Origin of the sequence: Paenibacillus pedocola, assembly GCF_031599675.1 — a bacterium.
GTDB classification, from domain to species: Bacteria; Bacillota; Bacilli; order Paenibacillales; family Paenibacillaceae; genus Paenibacillus_AQ; species Paenibacillus_AQ pedocola.
In genome coordinates this window covers 2,103,053-2,118,570 of the sequence record NZ_CP134223.1, presented here as the reverse complement: position 1 = coordinate 2,118,570, position 15,518 = coordinate 2,103,053, and the positions used below count along the sequence as shown (strand labels likewise).

Below are 15,518 nucleotides of genomic sequence, written 5' to 3'. Positions count from 1 at the left end.
TATGCTACGCTCTGGCGAGTGCCAGCTTGGCAAGACCCAGTGCTCCGGAAAGCCCGGCATTGTCGCCAAGCTGCGGAGGAACGATATAGCTGCCAATTTCGGCATTCAGCGCAGGATGCTGGACATACCCGCTGAGCAGCTCCTGCAGCTTGGTATGAATCAGGGGAAACAGCTGGCTCTGCTTCATGACACCGCCGCCCATAACGATTCTTTGCGGAGACAGGATCAGTACATAGTTCATCAGAGCATGGGCCAGATAGTGAGCCTCCATCGCCCAGGCCGGATGATCCGCCGGGAGCTCGCCGGCAGGCTTGCCCCAGCGGCTGCCGATCGCCGGACCCGCAGCCAGGCCTTCCAGGCAATCCCCGTGATAAGGGCAGAAACCGTTGTAGGTATCCTCGGGATGCCGGGGAACGAGAATATGCCCCATTTCCGGATGGGACAAGCCGTGAATCAGCTCTCCTCCGGCAACCGCACCGGCTCCGATGCCTGTTCCGACAGTAATATATAGACAACTGTCCAGTCCTTGCGCAGCCCCCCACGTATATTCGCCCAGCGCAGCACCGTTCACATCCGTATCGAAACCAACCGGCACCTGAAATTGTCCGGCTACTGCGCCAACGAGATTATATCCTCCCCAGTGGGGTTTAGGTGTAGTGGTGATGTGTCCGTAAGTGGGACTGCCAAGCACCGGATCAATCGGTCCGAACGAACCAATTCCGATCGCCTCTACATTCTTGCCGGTAAAATAGTCCAGCACCAGACTCATTGTCTCCTGCGGGGTTGTCGTAGGAAAGCTTACCCGCTCGATAATTGTACCGTCTTCATGCCCGACTCCACATACAAACTTTGTTCCCCCTGCTTCAATTGCTCCCAGTATTCTCACTGCAGCAGTCTCCCTTCGTTATGAGCGGCAAGCCGGATCACCGGCTTCTCCGTTATAATTCCGATAATAAAGCGCTCTACTGAAATTATTATACGTGGCTGCTGTTCATATGACAAGCGGTTGACATACATCTCTTAAAAGCAAAAAAAAATGCCGCCCCTTACCCGGAATACCCGGGCAGGCTGCTGCATCCTTCACTTAAAGTCTGTTTCCGTGCAAATAGCTGCGGCATGCTGCCACCAGCCGCGCCGCCGCCGGCAGGTAGGAGGCCAGATGAACATGCGTGTAGGCGGCCATGACATTCCCCTTGTGATACCCCTCAGGATGAACGCCTCCCCTTCCCTTGGTCTCATAGGGATAGGACCGGGGTTCCCCTGCTTCGTAGCTCATCACGGAGTAATGAAATTCATGGCCGCGCAGGCGCTCTCCCTGCTTGAGCAGCAGGCTGTCCTGCAGCGCTGTAACCTCACGGTAACCGAGTGCCGCACGGCGTTCCTGCATGACTGCATGGGCTGGTATTACCCCCGCCATCTTATGCACAGCTCCGGCACGGTCGGTAAGTGTGCGGGCCAGCACCATGTATCCGCCGCATTCTGCAAACAGCGGCATTCCCTGGCCTGCAGCAGCTCTAAGACCTGTAAGAAAGCTATCATTGCCGGCAATTTCAGCAGCGAACTCCTCAGGGAAACCGCCGCCAAGGTAAATGCCGTCCGCCTCCGGCGGGATGCCATCACCGCGCAGCGGGCTGAATTCAACCAGCCGCGCTCCGGCACGGGCCAGCAGCTCCAGATTGTCGGCGTAGTAGAAATTGAACGCGGCATCCCGGGCGACGGCGATGACCGGAGCCGGGTGCAGGAGCTTCCTGCCATCTGCAGCCGGGCCAGCCTGCATTTCCTCCGCTGACCGCCCAGATGCGGATGAAGCTACTATGCAGGAACAGTCCTTGTCCGCTGCACCAAGAGACAGCGGATTAGCTGCCTGTGCAATGCCCAGCAGCATCTCCAGATCTGTACCTTCTGCCAGCAGATCGGCGGCGTGATTAAACAAGGGCTCCAGCTCCCCGCGCTCCACGGCGGGCAGCAGGCCCAGATGCCGCTCGGGAATGTCCAGCCCGCCGTTCCGCGGCAGCCCGCCGATAACGGGAATTCCGCAGGCGGCTTCAATCGCCGTTTTGACCGTTTCGAAATGGCTGGCGCTTCCGCAGCGGTTCACCATTACCGCTGCAATCCGCACACGCGGCTCCAGCTGCTGAAAGCCAAGCACTACCGCCGCCGCACTGCGGCCCATACTGCGCACATCCACTACAAGCAGAACGGGGCTGTCTGTGAGAAGCGCAATCTCGGCCGTAGAGCCGGTCAGCGCTGCTGCTTCTTTACCGTCATAAAGCCCCATAACTCCTTCAATCACCGAGAGCTCAGCATTCTCGGAGGAACGCAGGAAATATTCCAGCAGGTAGCTGCCCGGGGTCATCCAGGAATCGAGATTGCGGGCGGGATATCCAGTTACGGCAGCATGATAGGCCGGATCAATATAATCCGGGCCGCATTTGTAGCCCTGCACCTTCAGACCGCGCCGGGCAAAAGCGCGCATCAGCCCCAGTGTCACCGTCGTTTTGCCCGAGCCGCTGCCGGTGCCGGCTACGATGAGGCGCGGCCGGTGCTGCAGCTGGCTTAGCTGTTTCGTCAGGTTATTACTCTCATCCTTTTCATCCATCCGCTTTCCCCCTCCGATCCCGAAATTCGCATTACCGGTATATCCGGCTTATCCGGTATAAGTCACCCTGGCTACGGCAATCGTTACATTGCCGCTTTTTTTCTTGGACAACAGCAGTTGACTGCTGCCGGAAGACAGCAATGCTGCCGGTTCACAGACGCCATAAGCACCGGTTGCCTTGAAAACAATCTCCGAAGGACAGTCCAGCGGCACGGAGTTCAGCTGCTCCGGAGAATACAGGCTGAGCTCCCAGCCGTATTTCCCGCACAGCTCCAGGAGTCCTGCTTCATCGCCTTTAATAGCGGCGGTTGCGGCATTCCGGACGCTTAAAGGGGACAACCGCAGCTCAGCCAGGGTTTCCATAACCACGGCTTCCAGCTCTGCAGCCGGTGTTCCGCGGTTGCAGCCGAGGCCGAGCACCAGACTGCGGGGCCGGTACAAGGCGGTCCGCTCCCCAAGCGCCGCAGCCTCCCCCGGCTTCAGCAGGCGGTCGGTTACAACAATCGCCGCGCTGCGGGGCGCCTGCAGCAGCTCTAGCATGTCCCCGCAGAGCCGGACATGCTCCGGCAGCACTGCTCCTGCCGGAAGCCAGTCCCGCTCTCCGCTCTCCTGCAGGAAGGCTACCTGCTCACCGTTGACGATAGCCGCGCTGATACTTTTCATCGGGGCGAAGCTATCCGCACACCAGCCGAATTCACGGCCCAGCAGATCTGCGGCGAAGGTGCCCTGCACATCGGAAGCTGTAGTAATAACGGGTCGGCTCTGCAGCAGTTCAGCTATTTGCAGGGTCAGCCTGTTCGCCCCGCCCAGATGGCCGGACAGCACACTGATGACATGTTCTCCACCCTCATCAATGACAATGACCGCAGGATCGGATGTTTTGTTCTCCAGAAGCGGTGCGATCAGCCGGACGGCCGCGCCGAGCGAGAAGAACAGAATAACCGCCTCATACCGGCGGAAGAGATTCGGCAGGAGCTCTTTGACAGAACCGGTGAAAATCCGGCGTTCGCCGGGAATCTCCTCCAGCCCCCCGCTGTATTTCGCATAGCAATACACCTCAGTATCTGCGAGCAGCCCGCCCAGCTTCAAGGCCAGTCCGATTCCGTTCCGCGTAATGGCTACAGCCGCATATTTCCTAACCATGCAGGCCGGTCCCCTCCCGGAACCCATGGGTGAAGGTTTTATCGTAAAGCTTCGAGCGGGGCGCACCATGGTTAACCAGCTCCGGATCCAGTGCCCGTCCGGCCAGAATCATCGCATGCATCGTAATCCCGGCTGCCTGCAGGTCTCCTTCCAGCCGTTCTACCGTCGTACGCAGAATCTGCTGATCCGGCCAGGTAGCCCGCTTAACGACAGCCACAGGTGTATCGGGGCTCCAGCCGGCTGCGAGAAATTCACCGGCGACATGTCCGGCCAGCGATGCGCTGAGAAACAGTGCCACCGTGCAGTGGTGCTCGGCCAGCCGGCGCAGCTGCTCGCGTTCCGGCACGGGTGTGCGCCCTTCGGCACGGGTCAGGATCACCGTCTGCGTTATTTCGGGCACCGTCAGCTCCGCACCCAGTGCCGCTGCCGAAGCGAAGACAGAGCTGACGCCCGGGACGATCTCATAGCTGACGCCGCACAGCTTCAGCAGCGACATCTGTTCAAGGATCGCCCCGTACATAGAGGGATCACCGGTATGCACGCGGGCGACGCTTTTTCCGGCCTGGACAGCCTGGACCATCAGCTCCACCTGCCGCTCCAGATCCATGCCCGAGCTTTGCAGCACTTCAGCCCCGCCCTTAGCGCTGTGTATCAGCGCTTCGCTTACCAGCGAATCCGCGTAGAGCACAAGATCCGCCGAACGAAGAATCCGGCTGCCTTTGACGGTAATCAGCTCAGGGTCGCCGGGTCCGGCACCGACAATGTATACTTTTGGCTCCAGCAGTAGGTCTGTCATTTGCTCACCACCATCAGGCTCAAATACTCCAGCTCCGTGCCGCGCAGCTTGCGCGCATCCCGCCATACCGTTTCATACGGTGAAGTCACTTTGGTGACAACCGAGGCTTTGCCGCCCAGGCCTAATTCGTCCAAGACATCCAGCACGGTATCCAGTACCTTCGCTACTTTTAGGAATACGATGGTGTCGTGATGGAGCAGCGCCTCCTTCAGCGCCTCACGATCTTCGGTTGCCGGAATAATGCCTACCCGCTGGTTGCCGTCGGCAAGCGGCTGTTCGAGCGCAGCGGCTGCACCCAGCACCGAGGAGATTCCCGGAACGGACACAACCGGCACCCCGGGATGAAGCTCCTGCATCAGCCGGGCCAAATGGATAAACGTGCTGTACAGGTTAGGATCACCCTCGGTCACAAAAGCAACATCATTCCCGTGACGCAGCTCATTCCAGCACAGCTCGACTGTCCAGCGCCACCCGTTCTCCAGCTGCACCGGATCCTTGGTCATGGGGAAGACGAGGCCCAGCATCGTTTTTTGCTCTGCATCCACATACATTTCCACGATTTCGTGGGCGTAGGACTTGCCGCCTTTTTTGGCGGCGGGATACGCGATAACCGGACATTCCTTGAGCAGACGGCAAGCTTTGACCGTGATCAGCTCCGGATCGCCCGGGCCGACACCGACTCCATACAGCGTGCCGACTGCCAGCAGGGCAGGCTCATCCTCCGGAAGCAGCTCTTCCTCTAGAAGCCTATATCCTGCGCTTGTCATCTGCTCCATTGCCTCGGCCCGTTGTGTTCCAGCTGAATTGTCCACGCCTGCAAACTGCGGCTGTGTCTCCTGCTCCATTTTGCTCATCCTCGCTCCTCCTTATATTGAACTACTCCCAAGCAGTTATGATCGATTGGTGTTGTACTCCGCCAATTCCAGCCGGGTGCAGCCTAGCATTCGGCTTTTGTCCCGCTGACCACATAGACCGGATTCATCCCTTCCAGCCTTGTCATGCCTATAATCGGCTTGCCCCGTGAAGCCTGAAGGTGCGTAACCTCCGGATTCAGACCGGCCTCCCTCAGCGCCTCCATGCTTCCATATAGCGTCTCAATCGTGATCGCAGCAACGACAATCACTCCGCCCGGCCGCAGCCGTCCAGCCGATTGTGCAATAATATCGGCAAGCTCACCGCCGCTGCCGCCGATGAATACAGCATCCGGATCGGGCAGCTTGTCCAGCCCCTCCGGCGCCTTGCTGTGAACAATCGTATAATCGGCGCGGAATTTCCGCCGGTTCGCTTCCATGGTCGGCAGATTAACCCGTTCTTTTTCCAATGCAAAAACCCTGCCGAACCGGGCAATCCGCGCACACTCCACAGCAATTGCCCCGGAACCGGAGCCGATATCCCAGACTACCGCATTCTCCGCCAGATTCAGCTCGGACAACACCAGAGCGCGCACCTCGCGCTTCGTGATCAGTCCCTTTTCCGGCTTCCGCTGCTCAAAGGCTTCATCCGGATAAGCAAACCCGCGCCGCACACCGGCAGTGCTCTCCGGCTTCCGGCGCAGAATCACTACATTCAACGGTGCAAAGTCATGCCGGGCCATTTTGTCCAGCTCCCAGAACCGGCAGACTTCTTCGGGACCGCCCAGCCGCTCACAGACAAAGGCTTCATATTCCAGCATGCCAAACTCCAGCAAATAGGCGGCAATAAACGCCGGATTATTGACCGGATCGGTCAGCAGCGCCACCTTGTGTCTGCCGTCAATCCGTTGGGCCAGTCCCGTAATCGGCCGCCCGTGCAGACTGACAAGCTCCGCATCCTGCCAGCTGTCGCCAAGCCGGGCAAAAGCAAGCTGCACACTGCTGTAATGCGGAACCACCTCAACATGCTGCGGCCCGAACCGCCGGACCAGAAAGCCGGCAATTCCGTAAAACAGCGGATCTCCGGAGGCAAGCACCACCGTCTGACGCTCTCGATAGAGCCCCTCCAGCTTGTCGGCAAAGGCCTCCATTCCGCCCTGCAGGACGATTTTCTCCCCGCTGTAGCGGCTGAAGAACGACAGCTGCCGTTCCCCGCCGAACAATACTTCGCTCTCCTGCACTCTGCTCAGGCTCTGCGGCGTCAGTCCGCCGGCGCCGTCTTCGCCAATGCCGATGACATATATTATTTTATCCACGGATCTCCGCCCTCCCCAGCAGCCTGCCCTTCATCGTAATCAGCACCATCTCCACCGTCATGCCTCCATTCACCTGCTTCAGACATTGCATGCAGGCATGACGGCACAGCTGTTTAAAAAAATCCAAATGCCCCGCCTCGGTCATCAGATCCACAACCTGAGAGGCGGTATTTGCGCCTGCAACCTCCTGTACCAGCCGTTTATCAGCCCCTGCCTCAGCGGCAACGGCGGCGAGAAAACCGAAGTCTACAGGCGCATTTTTGGAATGGATCAGCATCGCACCTTGCGCCACCTTGGAATATTTACCGGCCATGCCCACCAGCGTCACTTTCTGAAATCCGTAAGCTTTGGCATGGCCGAGTGAGAACCCTACATATTCACCCATTTGGATAAAAGCTTCCTCCGGAAGCTCATTGAACATCGCCTGCGCATGTTTTTCACTGCTGCCTCCGGTGGTCAATACCAGCTGGCCGTTCCCGGTAGCAGCGGCGACCGAAATCGCCTGCACGATACTCGCCTGATAAGCTTCGGTAGAGAACGGAGTCACTACGCCCCGCGTACCAAGAATGGAGATGCCGCCAAGGATACCGAGCCGCGGGTTGAGTGTCTTTCGGGCAATCGCTTCGCCTTCAGGTACACTGATAACTACCCGCAGCCCGCGCGCTGCACCATGTTCCTCGAGCACCTCGGAGACAGCCTCCAAAATCATCCGCCGCGGTACCGGATTGATTGCCGCTTCGCCGACTGCCACCGGCAGGCCCGGTTTCGTTACCCGTCCGACGCCGCGTCCGCCGTCAATCTCGATGGAGGGGTGATCCAGCCAGCTCACCGTAGCTTCAATCCACGCCCCGTGTGTCGCATCGGGATCATCCCCGGCATCCTTAATTGTTGCGCAGGTCGCGCTATTGTCACCCTGACGCTCACAGCCGGTCAATTCGAAGCGGTGGTGGAATCCCGCAGGCAAATACAGCTCTACGCTATGCGGCGCTTCACCGGTTATAAGCAGGAGTGCCGCCCCTTTGGCTGCTGCTGCAGCACAGGCACCCGTCGTATAGCCCCTGCGCATCGGAGCCGGACTCCCAGCCGCCGCTTGCCCGTCCATTCCGTTCTCCCCGATCATGGCATTCCCTTCTTTGCTGATTAATAGGATCTTATTTCCCCTCAGCCTGACGGACGGCCAGCAGACTAAGGGCATTCACCGCTGCCACAACTACAGTGCTGCCGCCTTTGCGCCCGATATTCGTTATATAAGGAATATCCAGCTTGCACAGCTCATCCTTGGATTCAGCAGCGGATACGAAGCCGACCGGCATACCGATGACAAGCCCCGGCCGGGCTGTTCCTTCTTTGATCAGACGTATCAATTCCAGGAGGGCCGTTGGCGCATTGCCAATGACATAGATTCCCCCCTGAGCAGCCGCACAGGCTTTGCGCGTGGCGACAATCGCCCGGGTCAGGCCCAGCGCTTTTGCTTCTTCGATAACATCCGGATCCGAAATATGCACACGGACTTCCCCGCCATACCGCTGAATCCGCTCTTTGGCGATGCCCGCCTCCACCATCCGCACATCAGCGATAACCGGCATTCCCTGCAGTATCGCGGTGATCCCCGCTTCAATCGCCTGGGGATGAAACACCAGACTCCGCCCCAGCTCGAAATCGGCCGAAGCATGGATGATCCGCTGCACCACCGGATACTGCTCGGCGCTGAAATCATGCCCGCCAAGTTCCTCCGTAATCATTTGGAAGCTCAGACCTTCTATTTCCTGCGGCTGTACCGTCAGCGGCTTAAACTCCGTCCCAAAATCCACGTCCATTCCCCTTTCTCTTCGTTCCTGCTCCTGTTCAGCGTTTAACCGCACGGTACTCCGGCCTTTCCGCCAGCTCCGCCTGGACCGACTCTGCCAGCGCATCAAAGGAGTCATACACCCCGCCAATCCCGTCAAACAACAGCTGCGGCCGGGTGATGAGGATGACATACAATCCCATATCCAGCGCTGTACGCAGCTTCTCATCCACAGCTCCCTGTGCGCCGCTTTCCTTGGTAATCATGACCTGTGTACCGTAATGCCGGAACATGGCTTCATTCATTTTCCGTGAAAAAGGCCCCTGAAGCGCAATGATATTCCGCTGTTCAACCCCCAGTCTCAGGCATTTCTCTATATTCTCCAGGCAGGGCAGCAGCCGGACCGTCAGACGCACTTCCGGATCACCCAGCAGCACCTGCGCAAAGACCTCCAGTGTCTTGCCTCCGGTCGTCAGCATCACCGAGCCTTTTATCGCCTTCGCTGCAAGGGCGGCTTCCTCATAGGAATGTACAGGAATAAGCTTCGGATGACTGTCAAACGCAAGACTCCGCCGCTCATAGCGGTAGTATGGCAGTCCCAGCGCTGCAGCAGCCCGGATAGCGTTGGCATGCGCTTCAAGCGCAAAGGGATGGCTGCCGTCCACCACAGCGCGATAATTACCTTCCTGCAAAAGCGTGATCATCCCCAGCATATCCAGCCGCCCGGTCCTGGTGCGGATTCCAGCCTCCTCCAGCCGTTCCGCCGCGCTTGCAGTCACTACCGAGGCCAGCAGGGACAGCCCCCGGCGTGACAAGTCCAGCGCCAGCTCCCGCGCGTCGCCTGTCCCGCAGAGCATCAGAATCATCGTGCTACAGCTCCTTCGGGCTGCCCGCAGCAGCCGCTGGAACAGAATCATCATGTCCATGATCATGTGCATGGGAATGCCCGTGATGATGATTGTGACCATGATGCGGTTCATGTTCATCACCATGATGAGGCTCGTGGTTGTGTCCATGTCCATGGTCATGCCCGTGTCCTTCTTCACCATGATGGTGATGATGGTGGTGGTGATGCAAACCTGCTGCATCCCTGTATCTGCAGTTATCGCAGTTGGCGAAGGACTTGCCTTCCAGCGTCTCCTCAATACGCTCTGCGAGCATATCCGCCAGCAGCGGATGATTGCCGATATAGCTGCCGATCTCCACCTCGACCTCCGGATGCGCTGCGGCAAACTCTGCGACCCTCTCTGTAAACTGCTTCATCAGCACTCCGGTGAAGAGCAGATACGGCAGCACTACAATTTTACGCGCACCCAGTGCCAGACAGCGTTCCAGGCCCTCGTTCAGCGATGGCCGGGCAATGGCGATAAAGCAGCTCTCAACGCTTTTATAAGCAGTGTGTTCCCACAGCAGCCTTGCCAGCTTGTAGAAGTCACTGTTCGCATCGGGATCGCTGCCCCCGCGGCCCATGACCAGCACGATGGTATCCTCGGCAGCTACCGGCTCTCTCTCAGGTTTATCCCGCATTCCTAGAGGCACAGCCTCCGTGATCCGGTCCAGCAATATGTCCACCGCTCTCTCCTGCACACCAACCGGACGACCGTAGATAAACTCCACTGCGGGATACTTCTTTTTGGCCTGGTCAATCGCCAGGGGGATATCCAGCTTGGAATGTCCTGCCGCAAATAAAATAATCGGCACAACATACACCACCCCGGCACCACCGGCTACACTTCGTTCAATCCCTCCGGCAATCGAAGGAGAAGCCAATTCGATGAAGCAGGTCTCAATGTTCAGCTCAGGCTTACGGGCAGCAAGCTGGGCTGTAAAATTCCGCAATTCCTCATTGCCCTCTTCAATCCGGCTGCCATGGCCTACAAGCAGTATTGTTTTTCGGGTCATCCTGTTCTTCTCTCCGCTCCAGCTTGTGTTATTCGCTTGCCCAGTTACCCATACTCCGCTCTCCACAGTGCCTATCGACTCAAAAAAGGCAAAAAACCGCTCGTTTGCCTTCCCCTTATTCCGGTATTGCTCAACAACAGCGGTTACCGCGGCAACGGCTTCATCCTCGTCCATGCCTTCACGAACCAGGCTGCCTGCATGTGCCCCCCGGCCCGTCTTCTTCCCTCCGAGGTAAAGCTCATAGCTGCCTCTGGAGTACACGACGCCGATATCCTCCAGCACCGCCGAGCTGCAGGCCATGCCGCAGCCGGCAACACTGATCTGGAGCCCGCGGGGGACAGCCAGCCCATGAAGCCGCTCATGCAGGCGGACAGCTGCTCCTAGACCTTCATTTTTTTTGAGCTCACAGAACCCGCAGGTTTTCACTTTTACAAAATCACCCGGCCGGCTAACGCTCAGCCCGGCAGCAGCCAGTTTATCCGCAATCTCCTCCGGCCCGCAGTGACTGCTGCGCAAGAGAAAATCTCCGTCCTTTAAAGACGCGAGCTGACCGTCATCGCCCGCAAGCTCTGCCAGCAGACGCAGCTGGGCACTGCTGTATCTCCGGCTGCCAAGCCCCGGCGAAACCTCAAGTCCGTCAGATTCAAATGCAACTGCCGATAATACGGCAGAAGCATGCGCCCGGGGCATATTCTGCAGGACAGAAGGGGCACTGCTATCCGCTATGCTGCAGGTCGCACCGCTGCCGGAAGTGCTCTGCGCTGCTGCCGCCAGCGACCAGGGCTCAGCCGCGGTCCGCAGCCGCTCATGCGGCTTCAGCGCCTGAGTCTCCGCGCCAAGATTGTACTTGCGCTCATAACCGCGCGGCGTCACCATCAGGCCGTCATACACAGTGGTAGCAGAGTTGCCTACCACGACTGTAGAGAGCATGCCGATTTCATGCTCCAGCATCGCCTGCAGCGTCGTTACAATGACCTGCTGGCGGTCCCGGTAGGCATTCTTGACAATGCCAACCGGCGTGGCCGGATCACGGTAGCGGAGCAGAATACTGCGCGCTTCCTCGATCTGGCGCGTCCGTTTGCCGCTGCGCGGATTATAAAAGGCAATCACAAAATCCGCAGCACCCGCTGCATCAACCCGCGCGGCAATGCTCTCCCATGGCGTCAGATGGTCGCTTAGGCTAATCGTGCACGAATCATGCATAATCGGCGCTCCGAGGAGGGACGAGCAGGACTGAATCGCCGATATTCCGGGGATTACCTCAACCTCCACACCCTCTGTACGGTTCCAGCCGCGTTCCATCAGCACCTCATAGACCAGTCCGGCCATTCCGTACACGCCGGCATCGCCGCTGGAGATGACGGCTATCGTCTGGCCCGCCTCCGCCCGGCGCACCGCTTCCTGAGCCCGGCTGACTTCTTCGGTCATCCCTGTGCCGACAATTTCCTGATGCTTCAGCAGCGGCTTAATAAGCTCGACATAAGTGTTGTAGCCGATGACCGCTTCGCTCTCCTCAATTGCAGCGAGTGCTCGGCCTGTAATCTGTTGCAGGGCACCGGGGCCAAAGCCGATAATCAGCAGCTTTCCTTGTTTCTCCATTCTTTTTCCCCCGTTCATATGTAGATCAGACAGAACATGCGCCAACGCAATTTTTCTGGTCAATAACAAAAACTCCCGGCCCTTAGGGGTGGGAGTCCTATGTACGTCATCAGTTATGCAAGAGAGGATGTCGGTCTGCTACAGCCCTGAACCTTCACAGGAATGCAATGCTGCAGCTTGTCCCGGCTGAACCCGCAGCAAATCTCAGGAATCCCGTCCGCGGAAGCTGCCCGGCCTCTATTTCATTAACCCGTTCGTACACCGCTCTTATCCGCGTAGAGTCGTGGTGTGCGCCAACAAGGTAGGTCTCCTGGCTCGAAATACAAACGCCAAATCTTCGTCTTCCCCGGCAGCCTGGCCGAGTGACATCCAGAAGTTCAGCTCTTTCTTACAGTGGCGGGACCGCTCGGGAGTTTCACCCGATTCCCTGTTACCCCTTGCCTGACAAGGGCACCTTGTTTCTTCGCTAATTTATTCAATCCATTATAGAGGCCCCCGCCAGACCTTGTCTGTGATAAAAGTGAAGCGCCATTCTTGCCTTTTAACTTGTACCGAAGACATTTAAATAATATAATTATTAACTATATAACATGAACCGGAGGTTCTCCATGAAACTAGATCTCACCGAAGACTCTTTACCGGTGTACGAAGCATTATCCAGTAGCGTACGCCTTCATATGCTCCGGTTGCTTGCTGTTCAACCCATGAACGTCAAGGAGCTGGCTGGAGCAGTCAATCTCAGCAGCGCGATTATGACGATGCATGTGCGCAAACTGGAGGCTGCCGGGCTAATCCGCACCCACATGGCTCCCGGACGAAGCGGTTTACAGAAGATCTGTTCACTTGCTGCCGAGAATGTAGAAATCATCTTCCCTGCACAGGCCAAGGCCGAACGCAAGGCTTACCGCAAGGAGATCCCTGTCGGCCACTACTCCGATTTTCAGATCGAACCCACCTGCGGGCTGGCCACTACGGAGCAGGTGATCGGCAACTTCGACGACCCGCGTTATTTCTGGGATATGGAAAGGGTTAATGCCGGTATTCTCTGGTTTGGAAAAGGATATGTCGAATACAAAATCCCGAACTTCCTGTTAACCAGCCAGCAGCCGGAGGAGCTCGTCATTACGATGGAGATTGCCTCCGAAGCGCCTTCAACCAATAACAATTGGCCGTCAGACATCGCCTTCACCCTGAATGGCCATAAGCTGGGTTATTGGACAAGTCCGGGTGACTACGGGGACCGCCTGGGCAAATACACACCCTTATGGTGGCCTGCTTATACCAACCAATACGGCCTGCTCAAGCAGCTGCGCGTTACACCAAAAGGAACATTCATGGACGGCCTTAAGCTATCTGACATTACGCTTGAGCATGTCGGTATCAGGGACAAGCAGTGGACCTTCCGTCTCTCGGTAGATGAAGACGCTGAACATATCGGCGGCCTCACCCTGTTCGGTAAGGGATTCGGCAATTACAACGACGATCTCGTCGTTGAGCTATTCTATACCGACAGCGCCAGCCCCGCAGAGCCGGCTGAAGCAGCCGAATAATGCACAAAGAAACAGCGGCAGCCAAGGACATTTTCAATCGTCCATGACTGCCGCTGTTCTATTATGCCCTCGTGCAGCGGAAAATCCTTATGCACAGGTTAAGCTTATTCATCGCGTGGCTTCATCCAAGCGGTTTAATCAACGACAGGCTGCCACAGCCCGCCTCCCGGCAACGGGCAGCCGCGAGCTTTAAGCCGGGCGACAACCGGAATAATACAGCCGCAGGCGGTACAGGTCACGCCGTCTTGAAGCTTGGGACACGCAGAGCACAGAGCGAAGCGGGCCGCGTATACTTCTTCCGGCGCAGTATTGTCGGGCGTGAACATGGAGGAAGCCAAAATCCGGGCAATCTGTGCCTCTGTCACTTTGTAATCATCCCGGCAGCCTTTGCAGGCAGTTGTTGTACTCATCTTAGATCTCCGCCTTAAGCCTTCGTCTTAATTTCCAGTACGGTAACCGACATCGGAGGCAGCTCCAGGCTGAGGACGCCGTCTTCCAGCTGGAAGGCGGTAAACGGCTGTGGAGCTACTGCTTCCGGCTCACTGAAGGTATTATGGGCATCGATCGCCGTTCCGGCAAGCGTCGTTCCGGTCACTTCTGCCGCCTGCCCGGCAAGTCCGCGCAGCTCCAGCGGAAGCTTAGCTGCTGCTGCATGGTTCAGGTTGCACAAGCTGATATGAATCACGCCTTCTGCGGTAATAGAAGCCGATGCCGACACCTCCGGAATTTCGCGTCCTTCGAAGCTGTAGGTTCCGCTCTCCAGCGCCAAATCCAGCAGCTCTGCATCCTGATGCACCTTAAACATGTTGAAAACATGGTAGGTAGGCGTCAGAATCATTTTCTCCCCTTCGGTAAGAATTACAGCCTGCAGCACGTTGATCGTCTGGGCAATGTTAGCCATCCGCACCCGGTCACTGTGCTTGTGGAAAATGTTCAGAGTCAAGCCCGCAACCAGCGCATCGCGGATGGAGTTCTGCTGATAGAGGAAGCCCGGATTGGTTCCCGGCTCAACATCATACCAGGTTCCCCATTCATCGACGATCAGGCCAACGCGCTTCTCCGGATCATATTTATCCATAATGACACTGTGACGGGTAACCAGCTCATCCATGTGCAATGCCTTCTCCAGCGTAGAGAACCATTCCTTGGTCTCAAAACCGGTAGCCGCGCCTTTGTTATGCCATTCCCCTGTTGGCAGCGTGTAATAATGCAGTGTGATCGAATCCATGAACCGGGTGGCTTCACGCATGAGCACTTCTGTCCAGTTATAGTCATCTGCATTCGCACCGCAGGCGATACGGTGAATCTTATTGTCGCCATAATTGCGGACATACGTCTGGTAACGGCGGTACAGATCGGCGTAATATTCTGGACGCATGTTTCCGCCGCAGCCCCAGTTCTCATTCCCCACGCCAAAATAAGTCACACTCCAAGGCTCCTCGCGTCCGTTCTCCTGGCGCAGCTCAGCCATCGGTGAAACTCCGTTAAACGTCAAATATTCCACCCATTCGGACATTTCCTGAACGGTTCCACTGCCTACATTGCCGTTAATGTAAGGTTCACATTCCAGCATGGCGCATAATTCCATAAATTCATGGGTGCCAAAATGGTTATTCTCCACTGTGCCGCCCCAGTGTGTATTGATCATCCGTTTGCGGCCTTCGCGCGGACCGATGCCGTCCTTCCAGTGGTATTCATCCGCAAAGCAGCCGCCCGGCCAGCGCAGCACCGGAATCTTGATTTCCTTAAGCGCTTCCACAACATCGTTGCGGATACCCTTTGTATTGGCAATCGGCGAATCTTCGCCCACCCAGATGCCTTCATAGATACAGCGTCCCAGATGTTCAGCGAAATGTCCGTAGATGTTGCGGTTAATGGTTCCTTTGCGGATGTCCGTGTTCAGTACCATACGGTTAGCCATGTAGTAATCGCTCCTCTAAAAGTTAATAAATATATTAATCACTTAACAGTTATAT

The 15,518-nt window shown here is 57.1% G+C and carries 13 protein-coding genes and 1 riboswitch; of the genes, 1 reads left to right on the top strand and 12 read right to left on the bottom strand.

Going from position 1 to position 15,518, the window contains the following annotated elements; all coding sequences use genetic code 11:
* Positions 1–4: 4 nt before the first annotated feature.
* The 10 genes from QU597_RS09020 to cobJ form a co-directional block, all read right to left on the bottom strand.
* Complete coding sequence (locus tag QU597_RS09020; RefSeq protein ID WP_310832335.1) at positions 5–886, bottom strand: ROK family protein; 882 nt, start codon at positions 884–886, stop codon at positions 5–7.
* A 198-nt stretch (positions 887–1,084) separates the two neighbouring features.
* Positions 1,085–2,599: a cobyrinic acid a,c-diamide synthase CobB gene (locus QU597_RS09015; RefSeq protein ID WP_310832334.1), complete on the bottom strand. Its 1,515-nt coding sequence runs from the start codon at positions 2,597–2,599 to the stop codon at positions 1,085–1,087.
* Positions 2,600–2,647: 48 nt separating this feature from the next.
* Entirely contained in the window at positions 2,648–3,742 is a 1,095-nt protein-coding gene (locus QU597_RS09010) for a cobalt-precorrin 5A hydrolase (RefSeq protein ID WP_310832333.1), read from the bottom strand.
* Positions 3,735–4,538 carry a precorrin-4 C(11)-methyltransferase gene (gene cobM / locus QU597_RS09005; protein ID WP_310832332.1) on the bottom strand — a complete coding sequence of 268 codons (804 nt, stop codon included), beginning with the start codon at positions 4,536–4,538 and terminating at the stop codon, positions 3,735–3,737. Before cobM ends, QU597_RS09010 begins: the two co-directional genes overlap by 8 nt.
* Positions 4,535–5,245, bottom strand: a complete 711-nt coding sequence (cobI, locus tag QU597_RS09000; RefSeq protein ID WP_232381171.1) for a precorrin-2 C(20)-methyltransferase — start codon at positions 5,243–5,245, stop codon at positions 4,535–4,537. The genes cobM and cobI overlap by 4 nt, the downstream gene beginning before the upstream one ends.
* A 230-nt stretch (positions 5,246–5,475) precedes the next feature.
* Entirely contained in the window at positions 5,476–6,705 is a 1,230-nt protein-coding gene (gene cbiE, locus QU597_RS08995) for a precorrin-6y C5,15-methyltransferase (decarboxylating) subunit CbiE (protein WP_310832331.1), read from the bottom strand.
* Complete coding sequence (locus QU597_RS08990; protein WP_370656257.1) at positions 6,698–7,846, bottom strand: cobalt-precorrin-5B (C(1))-methyltransferase; 1,149 nt, start codon at positions 7,844–7,846, stop codon at positions 6,698–6,700. The genes cbiE and QU597_RS08990 overlap by 8 nt, the downstream gene beginning before the upstream one ends.
* A 10-nt stretch (positions 7,847–7,856) precedes the next feature.
* Positions 7,857–8,516: a precorrin-8X methylmutase gene (locus QU597_RS08985; RefSeq protein ID WP_310833266.1), complete on the bottom strand. Its 660-nt coding sequence runs from the start codon at positions 8,514–8,516 to the stop codon at positions 7,857–7,859.
* Between the two features lie 34 nt (positions 8,517–8,550).
* On the bottom strand, positions 8,551–9,357 hold the full coding sequence (gene cobK, locus QU597_RS08980; RefSeq protein WP_310832329.1) for a precorrin-6A reductase: 807 nt from the start codon (positions 9,355–9,357) through the stop codon (positions 8,551–8,553).
* 4 nt (positions 9,358–9,361) lie between these two features.
* Entirely contained in the window at positions 9,362–11,992 is a 2,631-nt protein-coding gene (cobJ, locus tag QU597_RS08975; protein ID WP_310832328.1) for a precorrin-3B C(17)-methyltransferase, read from the bottom strand.
* Between the two features lie 283 nt (positions 11,993–12,275).
* Positions 12,276–12,465: riboswitch (cobalamin riboswitch) on the bottom strand.
* 135 nt (positions 12,466–12,600) lie between these two features.
* Between cobJ and QU597_RS08970 the strand changes: the two genes are divergently transcribed.
* The gene (locus QU597_RS08970; RefSeq protein WP_310832327.1) at positions 12,601–13,542 is read left to right on the top strand and encodes an ArsR/SmtB family transcription factor; all 942 of its coding nucleotides are present in this window, start codon (positions 12,601–12,603) and stop codon (positions 13,540–13,542) included.
* A gap of 134 nt (positions 13,543–13,676) precedes the next feature.
* Here the strand turns inward: QU597_RS08970 and QU597_RS08965 are convergent, their stop codons facing one another.
* Both QU597_RS08965 and QU597_RS08960 read right to left on the bottom strand, forming a co-directional pair.
* Positions 13,677–13,952, bottom strand: a complete 276-nt coding sequence (locus QU597_RS08965; RefSeq protein ID WP_236333761.1) for a DUF6171 family protein — start codon at positions 13,950–13,952, stop codon at positions 13,677–13,679.
* Between the two features lie 14 nt (positions 13,953–13,966).
* Complete coding sequence (locus QU597_RS08960) at positions 13,967–15,463, bottom strand: alpha-N-arabinofuranosidase (protein ID WP_310832326.1); 1,497 nt, start codon at positions 15,461–15,463, stop codon at positions 13,967–13,969.
* Positions 15,464–15,518: the final 55 nt, after the last annotated feature.

What these genes read in the sequence shown, in the direction of transcription:
- QU597_RS09015 (WP_310832334.1), bottom strand. Translation starts at nt 2,599, where the DNA reads ATGGATGAAAAGGATGAGAGTAATAACCTGACGAAACAGCTAAGCCAG.
- QU597_RS09010 (WP_310832333.1), bottom strand. Translation starts at nt 3,742, where the DNA reads ATGGTTAGGAAATATGCGGCTGTAGCCATTACGCGGAACGGAATCGGA.
- cobM (WP_310832332.1), bottom strand. Translation starts at nt 4,538, where the DNA reads ATGACAGACCTACTGCTGGAGCCAAAAGTATACATTGTCGGTGCCGGA.
- cobK (WP_310832329.1), bottom strand. Translation starts at nt 9,357, where the DNA reads ATGATTCTGATGCTCTGCGGGACAGGCGACGCGCGGGAGCTGGCGCTG.
- cobJ (WP_310832328.1), bottom strand. Translation starts at nt 11,992, where the DNA reads ATGGAGAAACAAGGAAAGCTGCTGATTATCGGCTTTGGCCCCGGTGCC.
- QU597_RS08970 (WP_310832327.1), top strand. Translation starts at nt 12,601, where the DNA reads ATGAAACTAGATCTCACCGAAGACTCTTTACCGGTGTACGAAGCATTA.
- QU597_RS08965 (WP_236333761.1), bottom strand. Translation starts at nt 13,952, where the DNA reads ATGAGTACAACAACTGCCTGCAAAGGCTGCCGGGATGATTACAAAGTG.
- QU597_RS08960 (WP_310832326.1), bottom strand. Translation starts at nt 15,463, where the DNA reads ATGGCTAACCGTATGGTACTGAACACGGACATCCGCAAAGGAACCATT.